The sequence below is a fragment of the Marinifilum sp. N1E240 genome, assembly GCF_009295825.1.
Classification (GTDB): Bacteria; Bacteroidota; Bacteroidia; order Bacteroidales; family Marinifilaceae; genus Marinifilum_A; species Marinifilum_A sediminis.
The window spans coordinates 227,753-245,251 of the sequence record NZ_WHKF01000005.1 but is presented as its reverse complement, the minus strand read 5'-3'; the positions used below and the strand labels follow the sequence as shown (position 1 = coordinate 245,251).

Genomic DNA, 17,499 nt, shown 5'->3' with positions numbered 1-17,499 from the left:
TAAATCCTGCCAGATGAAACCAATAGTTATAATAATACTGTGCACACTATTTATGGCGCCATTTTCACTTTTCAGTCAAAACAAATTAAAAGCAAACATTGCCAGTTCCGATAAAGAACCAATTTCCTATGCCAGTGTGGTACTAAAAGGAACAAGTCTAGGCACCATTAGTAATGCCAATGGTGATTTTGAATTGGCTTTGCCTGTTGATGATACGAACCAACAAATCTTTATATCATGTATTGGTTACAAAAGTCAGAAGTACGATATAGATTCCCTTTTACGAATACAAAAAAATGGAGCCGTTCCTGTGCTTAGACTTGCAAAACAATCGTACCAATTGCAAGAAATTATTGTTGGCAAGCAAGAGATACTAAAAGATGCCAAACAGATATTTGCCAATGCCATTAACGAATTGCCTAATTTACTGGATAACCAGCCTCATATTGGCAAATATTATTTTCGTCAATCTCATGGCAACAAAACCAGCATAAACCGGTTGATTGAAGCTGCAGTTAGTATTTACGATCCGGGTATATCTCACAAAATTGAAGAGTGCAAATTCAATATTGATGAATTGCAATCGAGTTTAGATAGTAGACATCAAGATTATAATTTTCTTCTGAGTTATTATCTAAGGCTAAACAAAAAGAAAAAAATGCTCTCCGATAGCACTCTTACAAAGAATTCTTCACACAAAGATCCGATCATTCAAGAGCACCTTATTAATGCTTTCGATAACAACAAAGCCTCATTTTCTAAATTTTTCACTTGTACAAATATGATTCGTGCTGCACAAAAAGACAAAAGAAGAGGTTCCAAGAAAGTGAATCCATGGTTTGTTAATGGTGGTCCATTAATTAGTAAAACCTTCATGAAAAGACATCGGTTCAAATTGGATACCATTGTACTTTACAATGGTGAAGCAACTTATAAAATAAAAATACTGCCCAATAAGAACTACCCTGGACTAGAAAAACAAAAAAATAGTTTTATACCAATTGGGGTAAGCTATGTTAGAGTAAAAGATTATGCCTTTTTAAGTATGGATTATGGCTATATCAACAATCCTAAAAATAAAGGATATCGATTTAGAGGTGAACGCCACGGAGGATTTAAAGGAAAATTCTATTATTTCTACTTGTTCAAAATTAAATTTAAAGAATACAATAACAAACTCTACCTCAGCTATCTTTATTCTAGACGTAAAGATTACAACAACATGTCAGATCGTTTCATTCAGGAATTGGTGAATACTGAAATCATCAACGATCAGAATGTTGTTAACACACAATTGAACCAATTGAATTGGAAAGGTGATCATTACGAAAAGTTACCATACAATAAAGAGTTTTGGGACAAGTACTCCATTATGCTCCCTACCACAGAACAAGAAAATCTAAAGAAAAACCTTCAACAAGAACTTCTAAAAAAATAAAGCCATGCAAAAATTCTTATCGTTACTATTAAAAATAAAGAATCTATATCTAATTATCGCGCTACTGCTATTTGGTATTTTCTCTGATTTTGTCATGTACGATTTTATTGACACAAAGCAGGTAAATGAAAGATATAATACAAAAATGCAAACACAACAGGAAGCTGAAGTTTACAACGAACATGATGACTTAATGGCTGATTTTAAAGATGATTTAGCTGAAATTGCTTTAGAAGAAGTAAAAGATGAAGATGCAAAATCTGAGTATTTAAGCGATGCGTTATATTTTTTTGCTGATAGTGTTACGAGTATTATAATCTATTGCCTACTATTGGCATTGTTTATTTATCTTACTTTTCGGTTAACATCTTCTTATTCCCAAATAAAATATGGCATTATCCTTAAAGTAACACTTATTGCTTATTTTATTATTCCGTTAAAAAATGTTGCGGCATCCATATGGTTTGGATTGATACAAACTGATTATGACTTAGAAAGTTTAGAAAAATTTTACATGTATATCAACCCTTCTATTCAATCCTTTCTTACTACTCCTGAAAAGTACAATTGGTATAATTCTTTCTTTAGTTTTATTGATATACAATTACTGCTAATGCTTGGTTTAATTCCATTGTTTATTAAAATATCAGAAAAGCTTGCATTTAAGGCATTAACAAAAATGACACTTATTCCAATTCTTTTTTCTTTAATAATTTGGCCTTATGTTAGAGATATTATCTTCGCTATAAATCTAAATATTCCTGTTATTGATCTCTCTTTTTAATACAAATAAATCATGAATAGAAAATTAGCTGCAATCTTTATAATCGTAATCTTAACAATTACAAGTGTTACTATTATTAAGAAACAAAAGGATAAAAAAGAAAAACAATTAAAGCAGGAAGCTAAAGTGGGGCTTACCTATTTGCCCGAATTCAATTTTCAAGACACATTAGGAAACTCATTTTCCAATGTCAACTTAGAAAAAGATAAACCTATTGTTGTGGTTCACTTTGGTAATTTTTGCCCCTATTGTCACGAGGAAGCTAAAATTATGAGTCACTATTCCAAAGAGTACAATGACTTCCAACTCTTGTTTGTTACCAAAGATGAAATAAAAAACATAAACATCTTCATGAAGAAAAACAAGCTAAGAGAAAAATTGAACCTTACTGTTTTGAGATATGAGAACAATGAGTTTGAAGAAACTTTTGGTTCCAAATCACTTCCTTGTGTTTTCATTTTCGACAAGCATAAACAATTCGTGCAACATTTTGATGGAGCAGTAACAGCTCGTACATTGATTAAATATACTCGTGCTGCAAGAATTAGATAATTAAAATTATTTTTTCATATCTGGTAGTCAAAACCTAACAGGTTAATAATTCCTGTAGGGTTTAATATTTTTTCTACCTTTGCAGGCAAATTCTAAATTTAGATATCAGCTTATTATGCAGGAAAACAAGGCACAAGGAACCGACATTTCTTCTATGGGAGAATTCGGTTTAATCAAACATCTGACTAAAAACATCAAGTTAAAGCACTCAAGTTCCAATGTTGGTGTTGGCGACGATGCTGCCGTGCTTGATTACAGCAACAAAAAAACGGTTGTGACTACTGACTTGTTGGTAGAGGGAATTCATTTTGATTTAATGTATACTCCTTTAAAGCACCTGGGATACAAAGCTATTGCGGTAAACGTATCAGATGTTTATGCCATGAATGCTTGTCCAAAACAGGTGACTGTTTCCATTGCTATTTCTAAACGATTTACCGTTGAAGCTTTAGATGAAATTTATGATGGTATCCGTTTGGCTTGTGAGAATTACGATGTTGATTTGGTAGGTGGAGACACTACATCATCACTAACAGGAATGTGTATTTCGGTAACTGCTATTGGTGAAGCCAAAGAAGAAGAATTGGCATATAGAAGTGGTGCTAAAGTAAATGATTTGGTTTGTGTTAGTGGTAATTTAGGTGCGGCTTATGCCGGATTACAATTGCTAGAGCGCGAGAAACGCGTTTTCGATAACAATCCAAACATGCAACCAGATTTATCGGGTCACGATTACATTTTGGAGCGTCAATTAAAACCTGAAGCCAGAAAAGATATCTACGAAAGACTAAAAGAGGCAAAAATTGTCCCTACATCAATGATTGATATCTCAGATGGATTGTCATCGGAATTGATGCACATTTGTGAAGAATCGAAAGTTGGATGCCAGGTTTACGAAGAGAAAATTCCGGTAGACTATGCAACTCATAAAATGGCTGAAGAGCTAAATATGAACTACAGTACCTTTTCGCTTAATGGTGGAGAAGATTATGAGCTGTTATTCACCGTTCCTTTGGATAAATTCGACGATATTGAAAAAATTGAAGATGTGAAAGTAATTGGTCACATTACCGAAGCATCGAAAGGTCATTATTTGGTAACACGTGATAATGTAGAGATAGAATTACAGGCTCAGGGTTGGAATCCTATTAAAGAAGATTAAATACCTCATCCTTTTTAAAAATAATTGGGTTGAAAACCCACATGAACCCGAGTAAATTACTCGGGTTTTTTATTAATAATTGATTGTCAATCAGGTAATGTTTCATATTTAAACTGTCCTTACAGGACGATTCTTATTCCGTTTCTCATTCACCTCAAAGCGCTGCTTTTGAATGAAGTAAATTGCCACGTTGTGGCGTTCATAAATCATGTTTAAATAGAATCTCAACATTCAGACTGAAAGTCTGATTTAATTCAGCCAAAGGTAACACCTTTGGATATCCATCATCAATATCCTCGCCCTGAAAGGGCAATTCAATCATTAATCACTCCATATATATTCTTCCTTATACTCAATGCCATATTCCTTCAAAAACAAAAGGTATTCATCTTTGAAACTCAATTTTTGATGATGTGCTTCCTGATTTTTAATATACAATTTTGTTTTTTCATGTAAAGAGGAACTTACAGAAAAACCAGCATAACCAGCCTGCCATGCAAACTTTGAATAATTGATCCCTTTAGTTTTAATCCAACGACTACTGTGTCTTTTAATCTCTTCTACTAATTTTGCAAGAGCAATATTTTTTGACATCACACAAAGAACGTGAACATGATCTTCAACCCCATTAATTATTATTGGAATAGAACCATTATCCTTAATTACAGCACCCATATAAGCATAAAGTTCTGCACGATTTTCCTTTTGATTTTGATTGAATTATTTTTCACATGAAAAATAATGTGTACAAATAGTTTCGATAATGATTGTGCCATATTAATAAAGATTAAAGTGCCCTTTCAGGGCGAACCCATTCCAATTATTAATTACCCCAAAGCCTTACTTTGGGCTGAAATAAGCTACCACTTCGTGGTGCAAAAAACATTCATTAAATTAACAATATTATTTAAATTAACAGAATCAATATTTTATTGTGGCTCTCTATAAAATGCTTAAAAACAAAAAAAGTGAGATTCTCTTTCGAAGATCTCACTTTTTTCATATCCTAGTTGAATTGTGTTTACTCTGGGAAGTATCCTCTCATGATACCACGCTTAGAGTTCTTCACAAACAGAATAATTTCATCACGCTCAGGTGAAGCTGGCATTTCGGCCTCAATAGCTTCCAATGCTGTAAAGTTATTCATACCTTTTTGGTACAAGTAACGATATACATCCTGAATTTCACGAATTTTTTCATTTCCGAATTCACGACGACGCAAACCAATTGAGTTTACACCAATATATGAAACCGGCTCACGACCAGCCTTCACGAATGGTGGAATATCTTTACGAACTAAAGAACCTCCTGAAACCATAACATGAGAACCAATGTGAACAAATTGGTGAATAGCAACTAACCCACTTAAAATAGCAAAATCGTCGATTACAACTTCACCTGCTATTTGAGTAGCATTACCAATAATACAATTGTTTCCAACAACGCTATCATGTGCAACATGAACGTATGCCATTAACAAACAATTATCACCAACAATTGTTTTACCTTTTGCAGCAGTTCCTCTATTAATGGTTACACACTCGCGAATTGTTGTGTTGTTACCAATTTCAACAGTTGTTTTTTCACCACGGAATTTTAAATCCTGCGGGGTTGCTCCAATTACAGCTCCTGGAAAAACATTACAGTTTTTACCAATACGAGTTCCCTCCATAATGGTAGCATTAGAACCAATACGAGTACCTTCTTCAATTACAACATCTTTGTCAATAGTAACAAACGGCTCTATCACAACATTATCTGCGATTTTTGCCTCTGGATGTACATATGCTAACGGTTGCTTCATTTTAATCTATTTTCTTTACTAGATAATCCTCAATGAAGATTATGCAAGGTAGTAGTTAAAAATTCTTATTTTTTCTTTGCGATCTGAGCCATAAACTCACCTTCGGCAACAATAGTATCACCAACAAAAGCTAAACCGCGCATGTTAGCAACTCCCCTACGAATTGGAGATAAGAACTTTAATTTAAAAATTAAAGTATCACCAGGAACTACTTTCTTTCTAAACTTAATGTTATTCTGAGTCAAGAAATAAGTACCATAATTTTCAGGATCTTCAACCTGGCTAAGAACTAAAATTCCACCACATTGAGCCATAGCTTCTACCATTAATACACCCGGCATAACTGGTTCTCCTGGGAAATGACCAACGAAGAAAGGTTCGTTCATTGATACATTTTTTACACCCACGATGCTATCATCCTGAATATCTATAATTTTGTCAACCAATAAAAAAGGAGGACGGTGAGGCAATAATCCCATTACCCCGTTAATGTCTAACACTGGCTCTTTATTTGGGTCATAAGCCGGAACTGAATCTTTTCCCATTTCTTTTTTAATTCGTTTGATTAATAATTTTGCCATTTCGGTATTTGGACCGTGACCTGGGCAGCTTGCAATTACTTTTCCCTTAATAAACTTGCCACAAAGAGCAAGATCACCAATCACGTCTAATAGTTTATGACGAGCACATTCATTATCGAAGTAAAGTTCAAGATTACTTAATATTCCTTCTTTCACTTCAACTCTGGTGTGATCAAATAAATCTGCAATTCGGTCAAGCTCTTTTTGTTCCATTGGTTGATCCATGATCACAATGGCATTATCCAAATCTCCACCTTTCACCAAATTGTTATTCAATAAAAACTCCAATTCGCGTACAAAAACAAAAGTACGACACATTGAAATTTCATCTTTATAATCATTTAAGGATGTTAAGCGGGCAAATTGATTTCTCAACACTTTCGAATCGAAAGAAATCATCGTATCAACGCTATATTCATTATCTGGAAGAATGCTTATTTCCGAACCACGAGCTTCATCCTTATAAGTAATTTTTTCTTTTACTACGTAATATTCACGAACAGCATCTTGTTCAACTATACCTACCTCTTCAATTCCTTCAACGTAAAATTTAGCACTTCCATCTAAAATTGGAGGTTCTGGAGAGTTCATCTCAATCATACAGTTATCAACACCTAAACCATATAAAGCCGATAAGGCATGCTCTACTGTTTGAACTTTGAAATCGCCTTTTTGCAAAACAGTTCCTCGAGAAGTATCTCCTACGTACTCGGCACTTGCTGCTAAAGTTGGTTGACCTTCCAGATCAACACGTTTAAACTGATATCCGTGATTTTCAGGAGCAGGTACAAACTTAATAGAAACCTCTAAACCTGTATGAAGTCCTTTTCCTGTTAATGTAAATTCTTTCGCTAATGTTCTCTGCTTATCTGCCATAAACTCGACAATAATTTTTGATATACTAGTTACCAGAGAGAAATCTCCCTATTTCTCTTCTTCTAATTGTTTTACTTTTCTCTCTAAATCGATCAACTGTTCTCTCATCTTTGGAAGATTTCTAAACAATACGTACGATTTTTGGTAAGGACCAAATTCAAATGCAGGCGATCCTTGTACTACAGCACCTACCTTTTTAATATTTTTCCCAAGTCCCGATTGAGCTGCTATTTTCACTTCATCGGTAATACTTATATGTCCGGCAAAACCAACTTGTCCACCAATCATACAATTCTTACCAATTTTAGTGCTTCCTGCGATACCTGTTTGAGATGCAATCACAGTGTTCTCATCAATCTCAACATTGTGTGCAACCTGAATAAGATTATCCAACTTTACCCCTTTACGGATAATAGTAGCTCCCATTGTTGCTCTATCAACACAAGTGTTAGCACCAATTTCAACATGATCTTCAATAACAACACTTCCTACCTGAGGAACTTTCTTATAGTCATTGGCTGATGACGGAGCAAATCCAAATCCATCTCCACCTATCACTACGCCAGAATGGAAAATACAATCTGAACCAATTTTACAGTTCTCGTAAATTTTCACTCCTGAGTTTAAAATGGTATTGTCACCAATAATTACATTATCACCAATATAAGAGTGAGGATATATTTTTACATTCTCACCAATTTTAACATTGGTACCAATGTATGCAAAAGCACCTACATAAACCTTATCGCCTACCGTTGCAGTTTTACTTACATACGATGGCTCTTCAATTCCTATTTTCTGAGGCTTACTTTGCTCATACATTTCAAGCAATTTTGCTAAAGACTGATAAGCATCATCAACCCTTACCAGAGTTGCCGAAATTTCTTTCTCTGCCTTAAAATCTTTATTCACCAATACAATTGATGAATCGGTTGTATAAATATAATGCTCGTATTTAGGGTTTGCTAAAAAAGAGAGAGTACCTGGTTTGCCTTCTTCAATTCTGGATACATTGTTTACAGCAACATTTCCGTCGCCATCTACTTCTCCATTAAGAAATTCTGCAATATCTTGGGCTGTAAAATTCATTTGTTCTGCTTTTTTCAGATTTATATCAAGCAGATTTATATTTGAAATGCCGGTTTGTTTCCAGGCACTAATCATCCAATATATCTGATTAATACGAAAAAAATTTCTGCAAATCTAACAAATATTTCATGCACATAAAATTTTTTTCCCATTAACCCCTTATTCAGAATAGTTTACTTGCTGATATTCACTCGCTTGAACAATTACATTAAGGTAACTTAACTTCAATCTATTTTAGGGTAACACAAATAATATTTTTTAACCGTTTTAGAGAGAGAATCAACATTTAGCATATCCGAAGCTTCAGCAATATCACATTGAGATCCATCTTTATTCAAGATGCTTATATGATCATCACCCGAGCTATAGGCATTATTACTAATATCACCATTGATAACAATAAAATCCAGTGCGTGTTCAGAGCAGCCGAAATAATTTTTTATTCTTTTTCTGGTTTTCTCAATATATTCCGATGTGAAATCCGTTTTCTGAATTTCTATTTTAAACAATTGTCTATCGCGAATACATTTACACAAATACGATAATACAGTATCTTCATGAGTCGCCCATACTTTAATACAGACCATTATATCATCATCATCTAAATTCGCAAACACCTCTAAAGCAGTCCAATTAGCCAATACTCTATCCGAACTTTCAAACTGTTCTTCTCCAACTTTATTATACAAGAAATAATGCAGTGATGGTGTAGCAAATAAATGCTCACCACGTTCAGCCAAATATTTTGCTCTCTTAAGAACATACACCAGCATTTCCTCGGCAGCAATTACAGTTTTATGAAGGTAAACCTGCCAATACATCAACCTTCTTGCAATTAAAAATTTTTCTATGGAGTAAATTCCTTTTGCTTCAACCACCAAATTATCATCTCTTACGTCAAGCATTTTAATAATTCTGGCTGAACCAACAACTCCTTCTGTAACACCGGAAAAGAAACTGTCTCTTCGCAAATAATCCAAACGATCCATATCCAATTGACTCGAAACCAGCTGATTTAAAAAATGCTTGGGATATTTATTCTTAAAGATTTGTATTGCCACACTTAGCTCTCCATTAAACTGATCATTCAAATGCTCCATAAACAATTCAGAAAGCCTTTCATGGGTAATACCATTTACAATACTGTATTCTAGTGCATGCGAAAAAGGTCCATGTCCAATATCATGAAGTAAAATCGCAGCGTAAACCGCTTCTTCCTCCTCCATAGTAATTTCATTTCCTTTTGAGCGTAAGGTTTCTATAGCTAATCCCATTAAATGAGTCGCACCCAAAGCATGTTGAAATCTATTGTGAAAGGTACCCGGAAAAACCAAATAGGTAAGTCCTAACTGCTTTATTCTTCTTAATCGTTGAAAAAAACGATGTTCAACTAAATGATAAGAAATACCAGAAGGTATGTGTATAAATCCGTGAACCGGATCATTTACAATTTTTTTCTTAATTGGAGAGTTATCGGACATAAGCACTTAATATTATGAGATATGAACAAATGTATAACATCCCATCAAGAATGCCTATGGATATAAAAAAATGTTTGTTAGCTTATTAAGACATAAAATGATGATCAATTACAGCTTCGAATCTAATTGTTTACCATACTGACTATTAAGCTCCCAAAAAATCAAAAAGTGCATTATAATAACGCTATTTTTATTCAAAAAATTTTCTTTAGCGGTTAGAATACAATAATTTAGAGGAATGCCATTTGTTTTTTAAAACATTTATCTCTAATTTTGCATCGAAAAGTAAGAATAACGTGTACTTTAGGGGGCAGAAAGTCCCCTATTTTATTGACATTAACTGATATATGATTGATAAAAAAATTGTACTTGAAATAATTGAAAAGGAAATCGCTGAAACCGAACTGTTCATCGTTGACGTAAGCGTTTCAACTGGCAATGCCATTTCAGTAATGATTGATAGCATGAAAGGTGTACCAATTAGCACCTGTATTGAGTTAAGTCGAGCAATTGAAAAAAACTTTGATCGAGAAATTGAAGATTTTGAACTTCAGGTTGCTTCGGCTGGAATCGGTCAACCTTTTCAAGTAATTCAACAATACCACAAAAATATTGGTAGAGAAGTTGAGGTCCTTACTACAGAAGGGTTAAAACAAAAAGGCAAATTAATCACCGTAGGTGAAAACGAAATAACAGTTGAGATTGAAGAAAAAGTAAAAGTAGAAGGCAAAAAGAAAAAGCAAGTCATTCTTACTCCTTACACTTTCGCTTTTGATCAAATTAAATCAACAAAAGATATCATTACTTTTTAACAAGTAAACAGCTGAATAACATGAATCTTATTGAGACTTTTTCAGAATTTAAAGAATTGAAAAACATCGATCGTGCTACCATGATGAGTGTTTTAGAAGATGTATTTAGAAATCTTCTATTAAAGAACTATGGTACCGATGAAAATTTCGATATAATTATCAATCCAGATAAAGGTGACTTGGAAATCTGGAGAAACCGTGAAGTTGTGCAAGATGGAGAAGTTGAAGATAAGAATCTTCAAATTTCACTGTCTGAGGCGAAGAAAATTGATGAAGATTACGAACTTGGAGAAGAGGTAACCGACGAAGTTAAGTTTTTGGATTTCGGAAGACGTTCAATTCTAACCCTACGTCAGAATCTTTCTGCAAGAATTCTTGAATTGGAAAAAGACAACATCTTTAACAATTACAAAGACCGTATTGGTGAAATTATCACTGGTGAGGTTTATCAGATCTGGAAAAAAGAAATTTTGATTTTGGATGATGAAGGAAATGAACTAATTCTTCCAAAAACAGAACAAATTCCTTCTGACTATTTCAGAAAAGGAGAATCTATCAGAGCTGTTGTTATTCGTGTTGAGGTTAAAAACAATAGTCCATTAATTATTATTTCCAGAACGTCTCCTGTATTCCTTGAGAGATTGTTCGAGTTGGAAGTACCAGAAATTTTCGATGGATTAATCACGATTAAGAAAATTGTACGCATCCCTGGTGAAAGAGCAAAGGTTGCGGTTGAATCATACGATGAAAGAATTGATCCAGTAGGAGCCTGCGTGGGGATGAAGGGATCAAGAATTCACGGAATTGTTCGTGAATTGAAAAATGAGAACATTGATGTAATAAATTACACTGCCAATAAACAATTGTTTATCACAAGAGCATTAAACCCTGCAAAGGTATCTTCTATCAAAATTTTGGAAGAAGATGGACGTGCTGATGTATATTTGAATCCTGAAGAGGTATCATTAGCAATTGGTAAAGGTGGTTTAAACATTAAACTTGCGAGTCAGCTTACCGGATACGAAATTGACGTATATCGTGAAAAATCAGAGGAAGAAGGAGAGGAAGATGTTAATCTTTCAGAATTTACCGATGAGATTGAAGCTTGGGTAATCGATGAGTTGAAGAAAATCGGTTGTGATACAGCAAGAAGCGTATTGGAACTTTCCGCTGAAGAATTGGAAAAAAGAACAGATTTAGAAATTGAAACTATTAATGATATTTTAAATATTTTTAGATCTGAATTTGAATAAACCAATTTAGGGAATTCCGCATAAATTATTGAAACGGCACATTTTAACAGTTAACTTCTAAATATGGCAAAAGTCAATAAAAATATAAGACTTAGTAAACTAGCAAGAGAATTCAATGTTGGAATATCTACTATAGTTGATTTTCTGAACAAAAAAGGTATTGAGATTGATTCAAATCCAAATACTAAAGTTTCAGAGAATGCATATAATATTCTGGCTAAAGAGTACAGTTCAGATTTAAAACTGAAGGAAGAATCGGAAAAGGTAAACTTGAAAAGTACCAGAGAAAAGAAAGAGACAATTTCGTTGGATTCCGACTCAGAAGAAACTGCCAAAGAAGAAACTGTTGAAAAAACTAAGGAGGAAACTCCTGCTGAAGCCCCTGTTAAAGTGGTAGGGAAAATCGATTTGGACGCATTAAAGCCAAAAGCGAAAAAGCCAAAACAGGAAAAAGTAGAGGTTAAAAAAGAAAAGGTTGAAGAAGTTAAGCCAAAGGTTGTAAAAGCTGAGAAAAAAGTGGAAGAACCTAAAAAGAAGGAAGCTCCTAAAAAAGTGGAAACTCCAAAGCCTGTAAAAGAAGAAGTTACTGAAAAACCATCGAAGCCGACTGAGAAGTCCGCTAAAGATGACCAAAGCGTTAAAATGGAAAGTCCTAAGAAAGAGGAAAAAGCTCAAACTTCTAAACAAGATAGCAAGGAAGAGCTTAAAGTGGTAGGGAAAATTGATTTAGATGCTCTAAATCAAAAAACAAGACCTGCCAAAAAGACCAAAGCTGAAAAAGAAGTGGAGAGAAGAGAAAAGCAGAAGGCTTCAGCTCAACAACATCCTTTGAAACAGGAAAATTCTCCTGCTGATAAAGTGGGTGGAAAAGAAGAAATTTTTAAGTCTTCTACACAAAAGCTATCTGGTCCTACTGTTGTTGGTAAAATTGAACTTCCAGTAGAGAAGAAACCAAGTAACAATAAAGATAAAGCTGGTAATCAACAGCGCAAAAAGCGCAAGAGAATTAAAAAGGATAGCGAAAAAGTTAATGTAGCTAACCAGGGACAAAATAAGCCAGGACAAGGTCAGGGACAAGGTCGCCAGCAAGGTGGTCAAGGCAATCAGCAAGGCACCAGACAAAAAGGTACTGGAAAATTTAACAAGCTTAAGAAGAAAAAGATTGTTAAAAAAGAGGTTACCGAAGAAGATGTACAAAAGCAAATTAAAGATACTCTTGCAAGATTAACTTCTAAAGGAGGTAAATCGAAAGGATCAAAGCACCGTAGAGAAAAACGTGAAATTGCAAGTGCAAAACAAGCTGAATTAGCTGAACAGCAAGCAGCAGAAAAGAACGTATTGAAGTTGACCGAATTCGTTACGGTTAACGAATTGGCAACAATGATGGAGGTGCCGGTTACCAACATTATTGCAACTTGTATGGGATTAGGTTTATTTGTATCGATCAATCAAAGGTTGGATGCAGAAACCATTGCCATTGTTGCTGAAGAATTTAACTACAAAGCTGAATTTGTAAGTGTTGAACTTCAGGAATCAATTGAAGAAGAAGTTGACGCTGATGAAGATTTGGTTGATCGTCCACCAATTGTTACCGTAATGGGTCACGTTGACCATGGTAAAACATCACTTTTGGACTACATTCGTCATGCTAACGTAATTGCTGGTGAAGCCGGTGGTATTACCCAGCATATTGGTGCATATAATGTAGCTTTAGAAGATGGTAGAAAAATTACTTTCCTTGATACTCCAGGTCACGAAGCCTTTACGGCGATGCGTGCTCGTGGTGCTCAGGTAACAGATATTGCAATTATTATTGTAGCAGCAGATGATAACGTGATGCCACAGACAATTGAGGCGATTAATCACGCTAGTGCAGCAGGTGTGCCAATTGTATTTGCAATTAATAAAATTGATAAGCCGGGTGCTGATGTTGATCGCATTAAAAGTGAACTTGCCAACATGAATTACATGACCGAAGATTGGGGTGGTAAGTATCAGTGTCAGGAAATTTCAGCTAAAAACGGTGTTAACATCGAAGAGTTATTAGAGAAAGTTTTATTGGAAGCAGAATTGCTTGAAGCTAAGGCTAATCCTAACAAACGTGCAATTGGTTCTGTTATTGAATCATCACTTGATAAAGGTCGTGGTTATGTAACTACATTATTGGTACAAGCCGGAACACTTAAAGTTGGTGATGTATTACTAGCAGGTAGTTATACCGGTCACGTTAAAGCGATGTTTAACGAACGTGGTAATAAAATTGATACAGTAGGTCCATCAGAACCAGCATTGATTCTTGGTTTAAATGGTGCTCCACAAGCCGGTGACAACTTTAATGTAATGGAGAGTGAAAAAGAAGCTCGTAACATTGCTAACAAACGTGAACAGTTACAGCGTGAGCAAGGTCTTCGTACTCAGAAACACATTACCCTTGATGAGATTGGTCGTCGTATTGCAATTGGAAACTTCCAGGAGTTGAATGTAATTGTGAAAGGTGATGTGGATGGTTCTATCGAGGCACTTTCTGATTCATTAATCAAGCTTTCTACTGAAGAAATTCAAGTGAATGTTATTCACAAAGCAGTTGGTCAGATTTCAGAATCGGATGTGATGCTTGCAACAGCGTCTAACGCGATTATTGTAGGTTTCCAGGTTCGTCCATCTATCGGAGCGCGTAAGCTTGCTGAGAAGGAAGAAATTGATATCCGTCTGTACTCAATTATCTACGATGCAATTGAAGAATTGAAATCAGCAATGGAAGGTATGCTTTCTCCTGAAATTAAGGAAGAAATTGTGGCAACTGTTGAAGTTCTTGAAACATTCAAGATTAGTAAAGTTGGAACAATTGCTGGTTGTATTGTTCGTGAAGGAAAAATCAAACGTAGTTCTCGAATCCGTCTAATCCGTGATGGTATTGTTATCCACACGGGAACATTAGGATCTTTGAAGCGATTTAAAGATGACGCAAAAGATGTTGCAAAAGGATACGAGTGTGGTTTGAACATCGAAAAATACAACGATATCAAAGTTGGAGATATGGTTGAAGCATTCGAAGAAACCGAAGTGAAAAAGAAATTGTAATACACAATTCAAATATATTTAAAAAGCAGTCCAAACGGACTGCTTTTTTTTTGCTCCATACTAAATCAATCATTTTAGTCGATCCCCAAGAAGGCTTACGATTTACAATAAATCTGATAAAATATTTACACCTCCAAACTCACTTATGTGAAATTATTTTAAAACTTGATGCAGCGTTTTATTAAGCTTATGTATTCTATATGTAAATTAGAGAAATTCAAATAATCGAAAAGCTAAAAGTTAGATGCTAAGACTCTTTAAGAAAAATAAGAAAACTGTTTTCAACAGGCTTTATCAGTCTTATTCTAAACCACTCTTTCTTTTGGTGCTACGATATGTTGCTTCTCAATTCGATGCTGAAGAAGTATTACAAAGAGGATTTATTAAAATTTACGAAGCTTTAGATAATTTCAAATTTGAAAATGAAAAAGCAACCATCGGATGGTTAAATCAAATTATGGTTAACGAGAGTTTACTCTTCCTAAGAGAACAAAAAAGATTGACTTTAGCAAACGACAATGAATTTCAAAATTTATCAATATTAGAAATACCAGACATAGAAAATACACTTGAATTAGAATCTTGTTTAAAAGTGATTAGAAATCTGCCAGATGGATATCGAACTGTTTTCAATCTCTATGTTATAGAAGGCTATTCACACAAGGAAATAGCCAAAGAATTAAATATTAGTGAAAGTGCATCTCGCTCACAACTAACTAGAGCAAGAAATACTTTAAAAACACAGTTAAAATCGCACAATTATGCAGCCAAATATGTTGGATGATATTTTTATAAAAAACCTTAAAAATCAGAGTTGTATTCCATCGGATATTACTTTCAATAAAGATCGAATTTTAAGCTCTTTGCAAGGTAGAATACGACAAAAATCGAATAAGAATTGGAAAATTGCTGTGGCAATTCTCATTCCAATGCTAGGTTCTTCACTTTACCTTCATTATCAACAATACAATTACATTACAAGTCAACAAGGTAATATAGTGAGCCAAAAAAATCTTATTTCGTCCCTGAAAATAAAGAAGAAACAAGTTGAAACTAAAAACCAAATATTAAGAGATTCTCTAGTGAAATCGAATATAGCACTATTGGATCAAAGAAATTATTTTCCATTACCTCAACTGCCAACAATTGTAATTAATCAGCCAATAGTATTCCAAAATAATGTAGAAGATAAACTATACATACAAATTACCAAACGCAAACAACTAGACGAAACAGAACGCGAGATTCCGGAACTCGATTTACCTGTTTACTATGAAAGTGATCGTTTGGCAAGTAATACAAGTAACCAATCGAAGAGTAAGTCACTTGCAAGAAAGATTGGCAAACTATTTAAAAATTAACAATATGAAAAAAATAATAATATTATTCCTAATAGCTTTTATTTTGATACCAGAAGTAAAATCGCAAGGGAAATGGTTTAACGCACCTAAAAATTACCAATGGGGTTTATCGAACAAAAGAGATACGCTTTTCATTGATTATGGAGAAGGAAAAATGATTGAATTAAGTTATTCCTGGTACAATATTTTTGGTTCCATGAAGGATGAATATTCAAATACTTTTTTTTGGAATCCTCTTAATCATGATCTAGAAATTTTAAAGGAAAAACTGCATGAAATCCCATTTAAAGATGAAAGAAAATATCATATAACACTCCACTCAAAAAGACCAAACTTATACTCTAAAGAATTTTTTGAAACTATAAAACTTAATAATCAAGAATCAAAAGACGCAGGTATTTCAAAAGAAAAACGAGATAGTTTAAACTATATAACGTACAAAAACTACTATAAAGGCAAAATCAGTAAAAAATATAAACTAAGCGTTAACGAAAGAAAAACTTCGCAAGAAAGTAGAGAGTTTTTAATTAAGAAAAACAAATTGTATAACAAAGTACAATGGCAACATATAATAGAAGTTAAAGAATTGCTTTGGAGCATTAGATTTTATGTAACAGATCTAGATGAAATAAATGAATTTGATTTTAATAAAATCAAAAACTTTCTAGCAAGCGAAAAAGAACGATTCCTGAAGAGAAGATATTATCAGTACTTTTCAAAACTACACTACAAAAAAGAAAATGGTGAATTTAAATATGACAGAAAATTAGGTGAGAAAGGAAACGAAAGACCGAGGTTTTTAAAAGTAGGTTTAGATGCTGGTGTTGGGACTTCTATCGTAAAAGGCAAGCTTTCTGCGAATGCTAACACCTATTTATACTTACAATTTAATGAAAAAATGAATTACTCATCTAAAGTAGGATTGAGAACTCAACTTAAATCTTTTGGTCAAGATAATAAGATTAAAAATAATGTATTTATAGATGCTTTAATGGATATTAAAACCGGTGATCCAATTGGTAAAAATCAATGGATAGGAGCTGGATTTGGATACTTAGTAAGGCGCGAAGGGGAGATTTATGGAAAAGATACTGGAAGAATATTTTTCAAGTACGGTTTCCATAATGGAATAAATATTCAACCCGAATTCAATTACTCTTTTCACGATGAGAAATTCCTTCTAGGTATTGGTTTTTCTCTTAATTTCTAAATTTAAAAACCCCTT

At 33.9% G+C, this 17,499-nt stretch carries 16 protein-coding genes; 10 read left to right on the top strand and 6 right to left on the bottom strand.

Going from position 1 to position 17,499, the window contains the following annotated elements:
* Nucleotides 1–13 precede the first annotated feature (13 nt).
* The 4 genes from GCQ56_RS14490 to thiL all read left to right on the top strand — a co-directional run bounded on the left by GCQ56_RS14490 (nucleotide 14) and on the right by thiL (nucleotide 3,936).
* Nucleotides 14–1,438, top strand: coding sequence for a carboxypeptidase-like regulatory domain-containing protein (locus GCQ56_RS14490; RefSeq protein WP_152735205.1), 1,425 nt, complete (start codon nucleotides 14–16; stop codon nucleotides 1,436–1,438).
* 4 nt (nucleotides 1,439–1,442) lie between these two features.
* Entirely contained in the window at nucleotides 1,443–2,222 is a 780-nt protein-coding gene (locus GCQ56_RS14485; RefSeq protein ID WP_152735204.1) for a hypothetical protein, read from the top strand.
* Nucleotides 2,223–2,234: 12 nt separating this feature from the next.
* Nucleotides 2,235–2,774, top strand: a complete 540-nt coding sequence (locus GCQ56_RS14480) for a redoxin domain-containing protein (RefSeq protein WP_152735203.1) — start codon at nucleotides 2,235–2,237, stop codon at nucleotides 2,772–2,774.
* Between the two features lie 115 nt (nucleotides 2,775–2,889).
* A complete protein-coding gene (gene thiL, locus GCQ56_RS14475) occupies nucleotides 2,890–3,936 on the top strand; it encodes a thiamine-phosphate kinase (protein ID WP_152735202.1) in 1,047 nt (348 codons plus the stop codon).
* 199 nt (nucleotides 3,937–4,135) lie between these two features.
* Here thiL and GCQ56_RS20640 read toward each other — a convergent pair whose 3' ends face one another.
* The 6 genes from GCQ56_RS20640 to GCQ56_RS14450 all read right to left on the bottom strand — a co-directional run bounded on the left by GCQ56_RS20640 (nucleotide 4,136) and on the right by GCQ56_RS14450 (nucleotide 9,767).
* Entirely contained in the window at nucleotides 4,136–4,258 is a 123-nt protein-coding gene (locus GCQ56_RS20640; protein WP_255473222.1) for a hypothetical protein, read from the bottom strand.
* Nucleotides 4,258–4,611, bottom strand: coding sequence for a transposase (locus GCQ56_RS14470; RefSeq protein ID WP_227006084.1), 354 nt, complete (start codon nucleotides 4,609–4,611; stop codon nucleotides 4,258–4,260). Before GCQ56_RS14470 ends, GCQ56_RS20640 begins: the two co-directional genes overlap by 1 nt.
* A 346-nt stretch (nucleotides 4,612–4,957) precedes the next feature.
* Entirely contained in the window at nucleotides 4,958–5,740 is a 783-nt protein-coding gene (lpxA, locus tag GCQ56_RS14465) for an acyl-ACP--UDP-N-acetylglucosamine O-acyltransferase (protein WP_152735201.1), read from the bottom strand.
* Between the two features lie 65 nt (nucleotides 5,741–5,805).
* Nucleotides 5,806–7,197 (bottom strand): bifunctional UDP-3-O-[3-hydroxymyristoyl] N-acetylglucosamine deacetylase/3-hydroxyacyl-ACP dehydratase, encoded by a 1,392-nt coding sequence (locus GCQ56_RS14460; RefSeq protein ID WP_152735200.1) that lies wholly within the window; start codon nucleotides 7,195–7,197, stop codon nucleotides 5,806–5,808.
* 48 nt (nucleotides 7,198–7,245) lie between these two features.
* Entirely contained in the window at nucleotides 7,246–8,286 is a 1,041-nt protein-coding gene (lpxD, locus tag GCQ56_RS14455) for a UDP-3-O-(3-hydroxymyristoyl)glucosamine N-acyltransferase (protein ID WP_152735199.1), read from the bottom strand.
* Between the two features lie 224 nt (nucleotides 8,287–8,510).
* A complete protein-coding gene (locus tag GCQ56_RS14450; RefSeq protein WP_152735198.1) occupies nucleotides 8,511–9,767 on the bottom strand; it encodes an HD domain-containing protein in 1,257 nt (418 codons plus the stop codon).
* Nucleotides 9,768–10,114: 347 nt separating this feature from the next.
* On the opposite strand from GCQ56_RS14450, the gene rimP reads away from it, so the two are divergent.
* The 6 genes from rimP (at nucleotide 10,115) to GCQ56_RS14420 (ending at nucleotide 17,484) form a co-directional block, all read left to right on the top strand.
* A complete protein-coding gene (gene rimP, locus GCQ56_RS14445) occupies nucleotides 10,115–10,579 on the top strand; it encodes a ribosome assembly cofactor RimP (protein WP_152735197.1) in 465 nt (154 codons plus the stop codon).
* 11 nt (nucleotides 10,580–10,590) lie between these two features.
* On the top strand, nucleotides 10,591–11,832 hold the full coding sequence (gene nusA, locus GCQ56_RS14440; protein WP_152735196.1) for a transcription termination factor NusA: 1,242 nt from the start codon (nucleotides 10,591–10,593) through the stop codon (nucleotides 11,830–11,832).
* A 63-nt stretch (nucleotides 11,833–11,895) separates the two neighbouring features.
* On the top strand, nucleotides 11,896–14,913 hold the full coding sequence (infB, locus tag GCQ56_RS14435) for a translation initiation factor IF-2 (protein WP_152735195.1): 3,018 nt from the start codon (nucleotides 11,896–11,898) through the stop codon (nucleotides 14,911–14,913).
* 244 nt (nucleotides 14,914–15,157) lie between these two features.
* A complete protein-coding gene (locus tag GCQ56_RS14430; protein WP_152735194.1) occupies nucleotides 15,158–15,697 on the top strand; it encodes an RNA polymerase sigma factor in 540 nt (179 codons plus the stop codon).
* Entirely contained in the window at nucleotides 15,675–16,274 is a 600-nt protein-coding gene (locus tag GCQ56_RS14425) for a hypothetical protein (RefSeq protein WP_152735193.1), read from the top strand. The genes GCQ56_RS14430 and GCQ56_RS14425 overlap by 23 nt, the downstream gene beginning before the upstream one ends.
* 4 nt (nucleotides 16,275–16,278) lie before the next feature.
* Nucleotides 16,279–17,484 (top strand): hypothetical protein, encoded by a 1,206-nt coding sequence (locus tag GCQ56_RS14420; protein WP_152735192.1) that lies wholly within the window; start codon nucleotides 16,279–16,281, stop codon nucleotides 17,482–17,484.
* Nucleotides 17,485–17,499 lie beyond the last annotated feature (15 nt).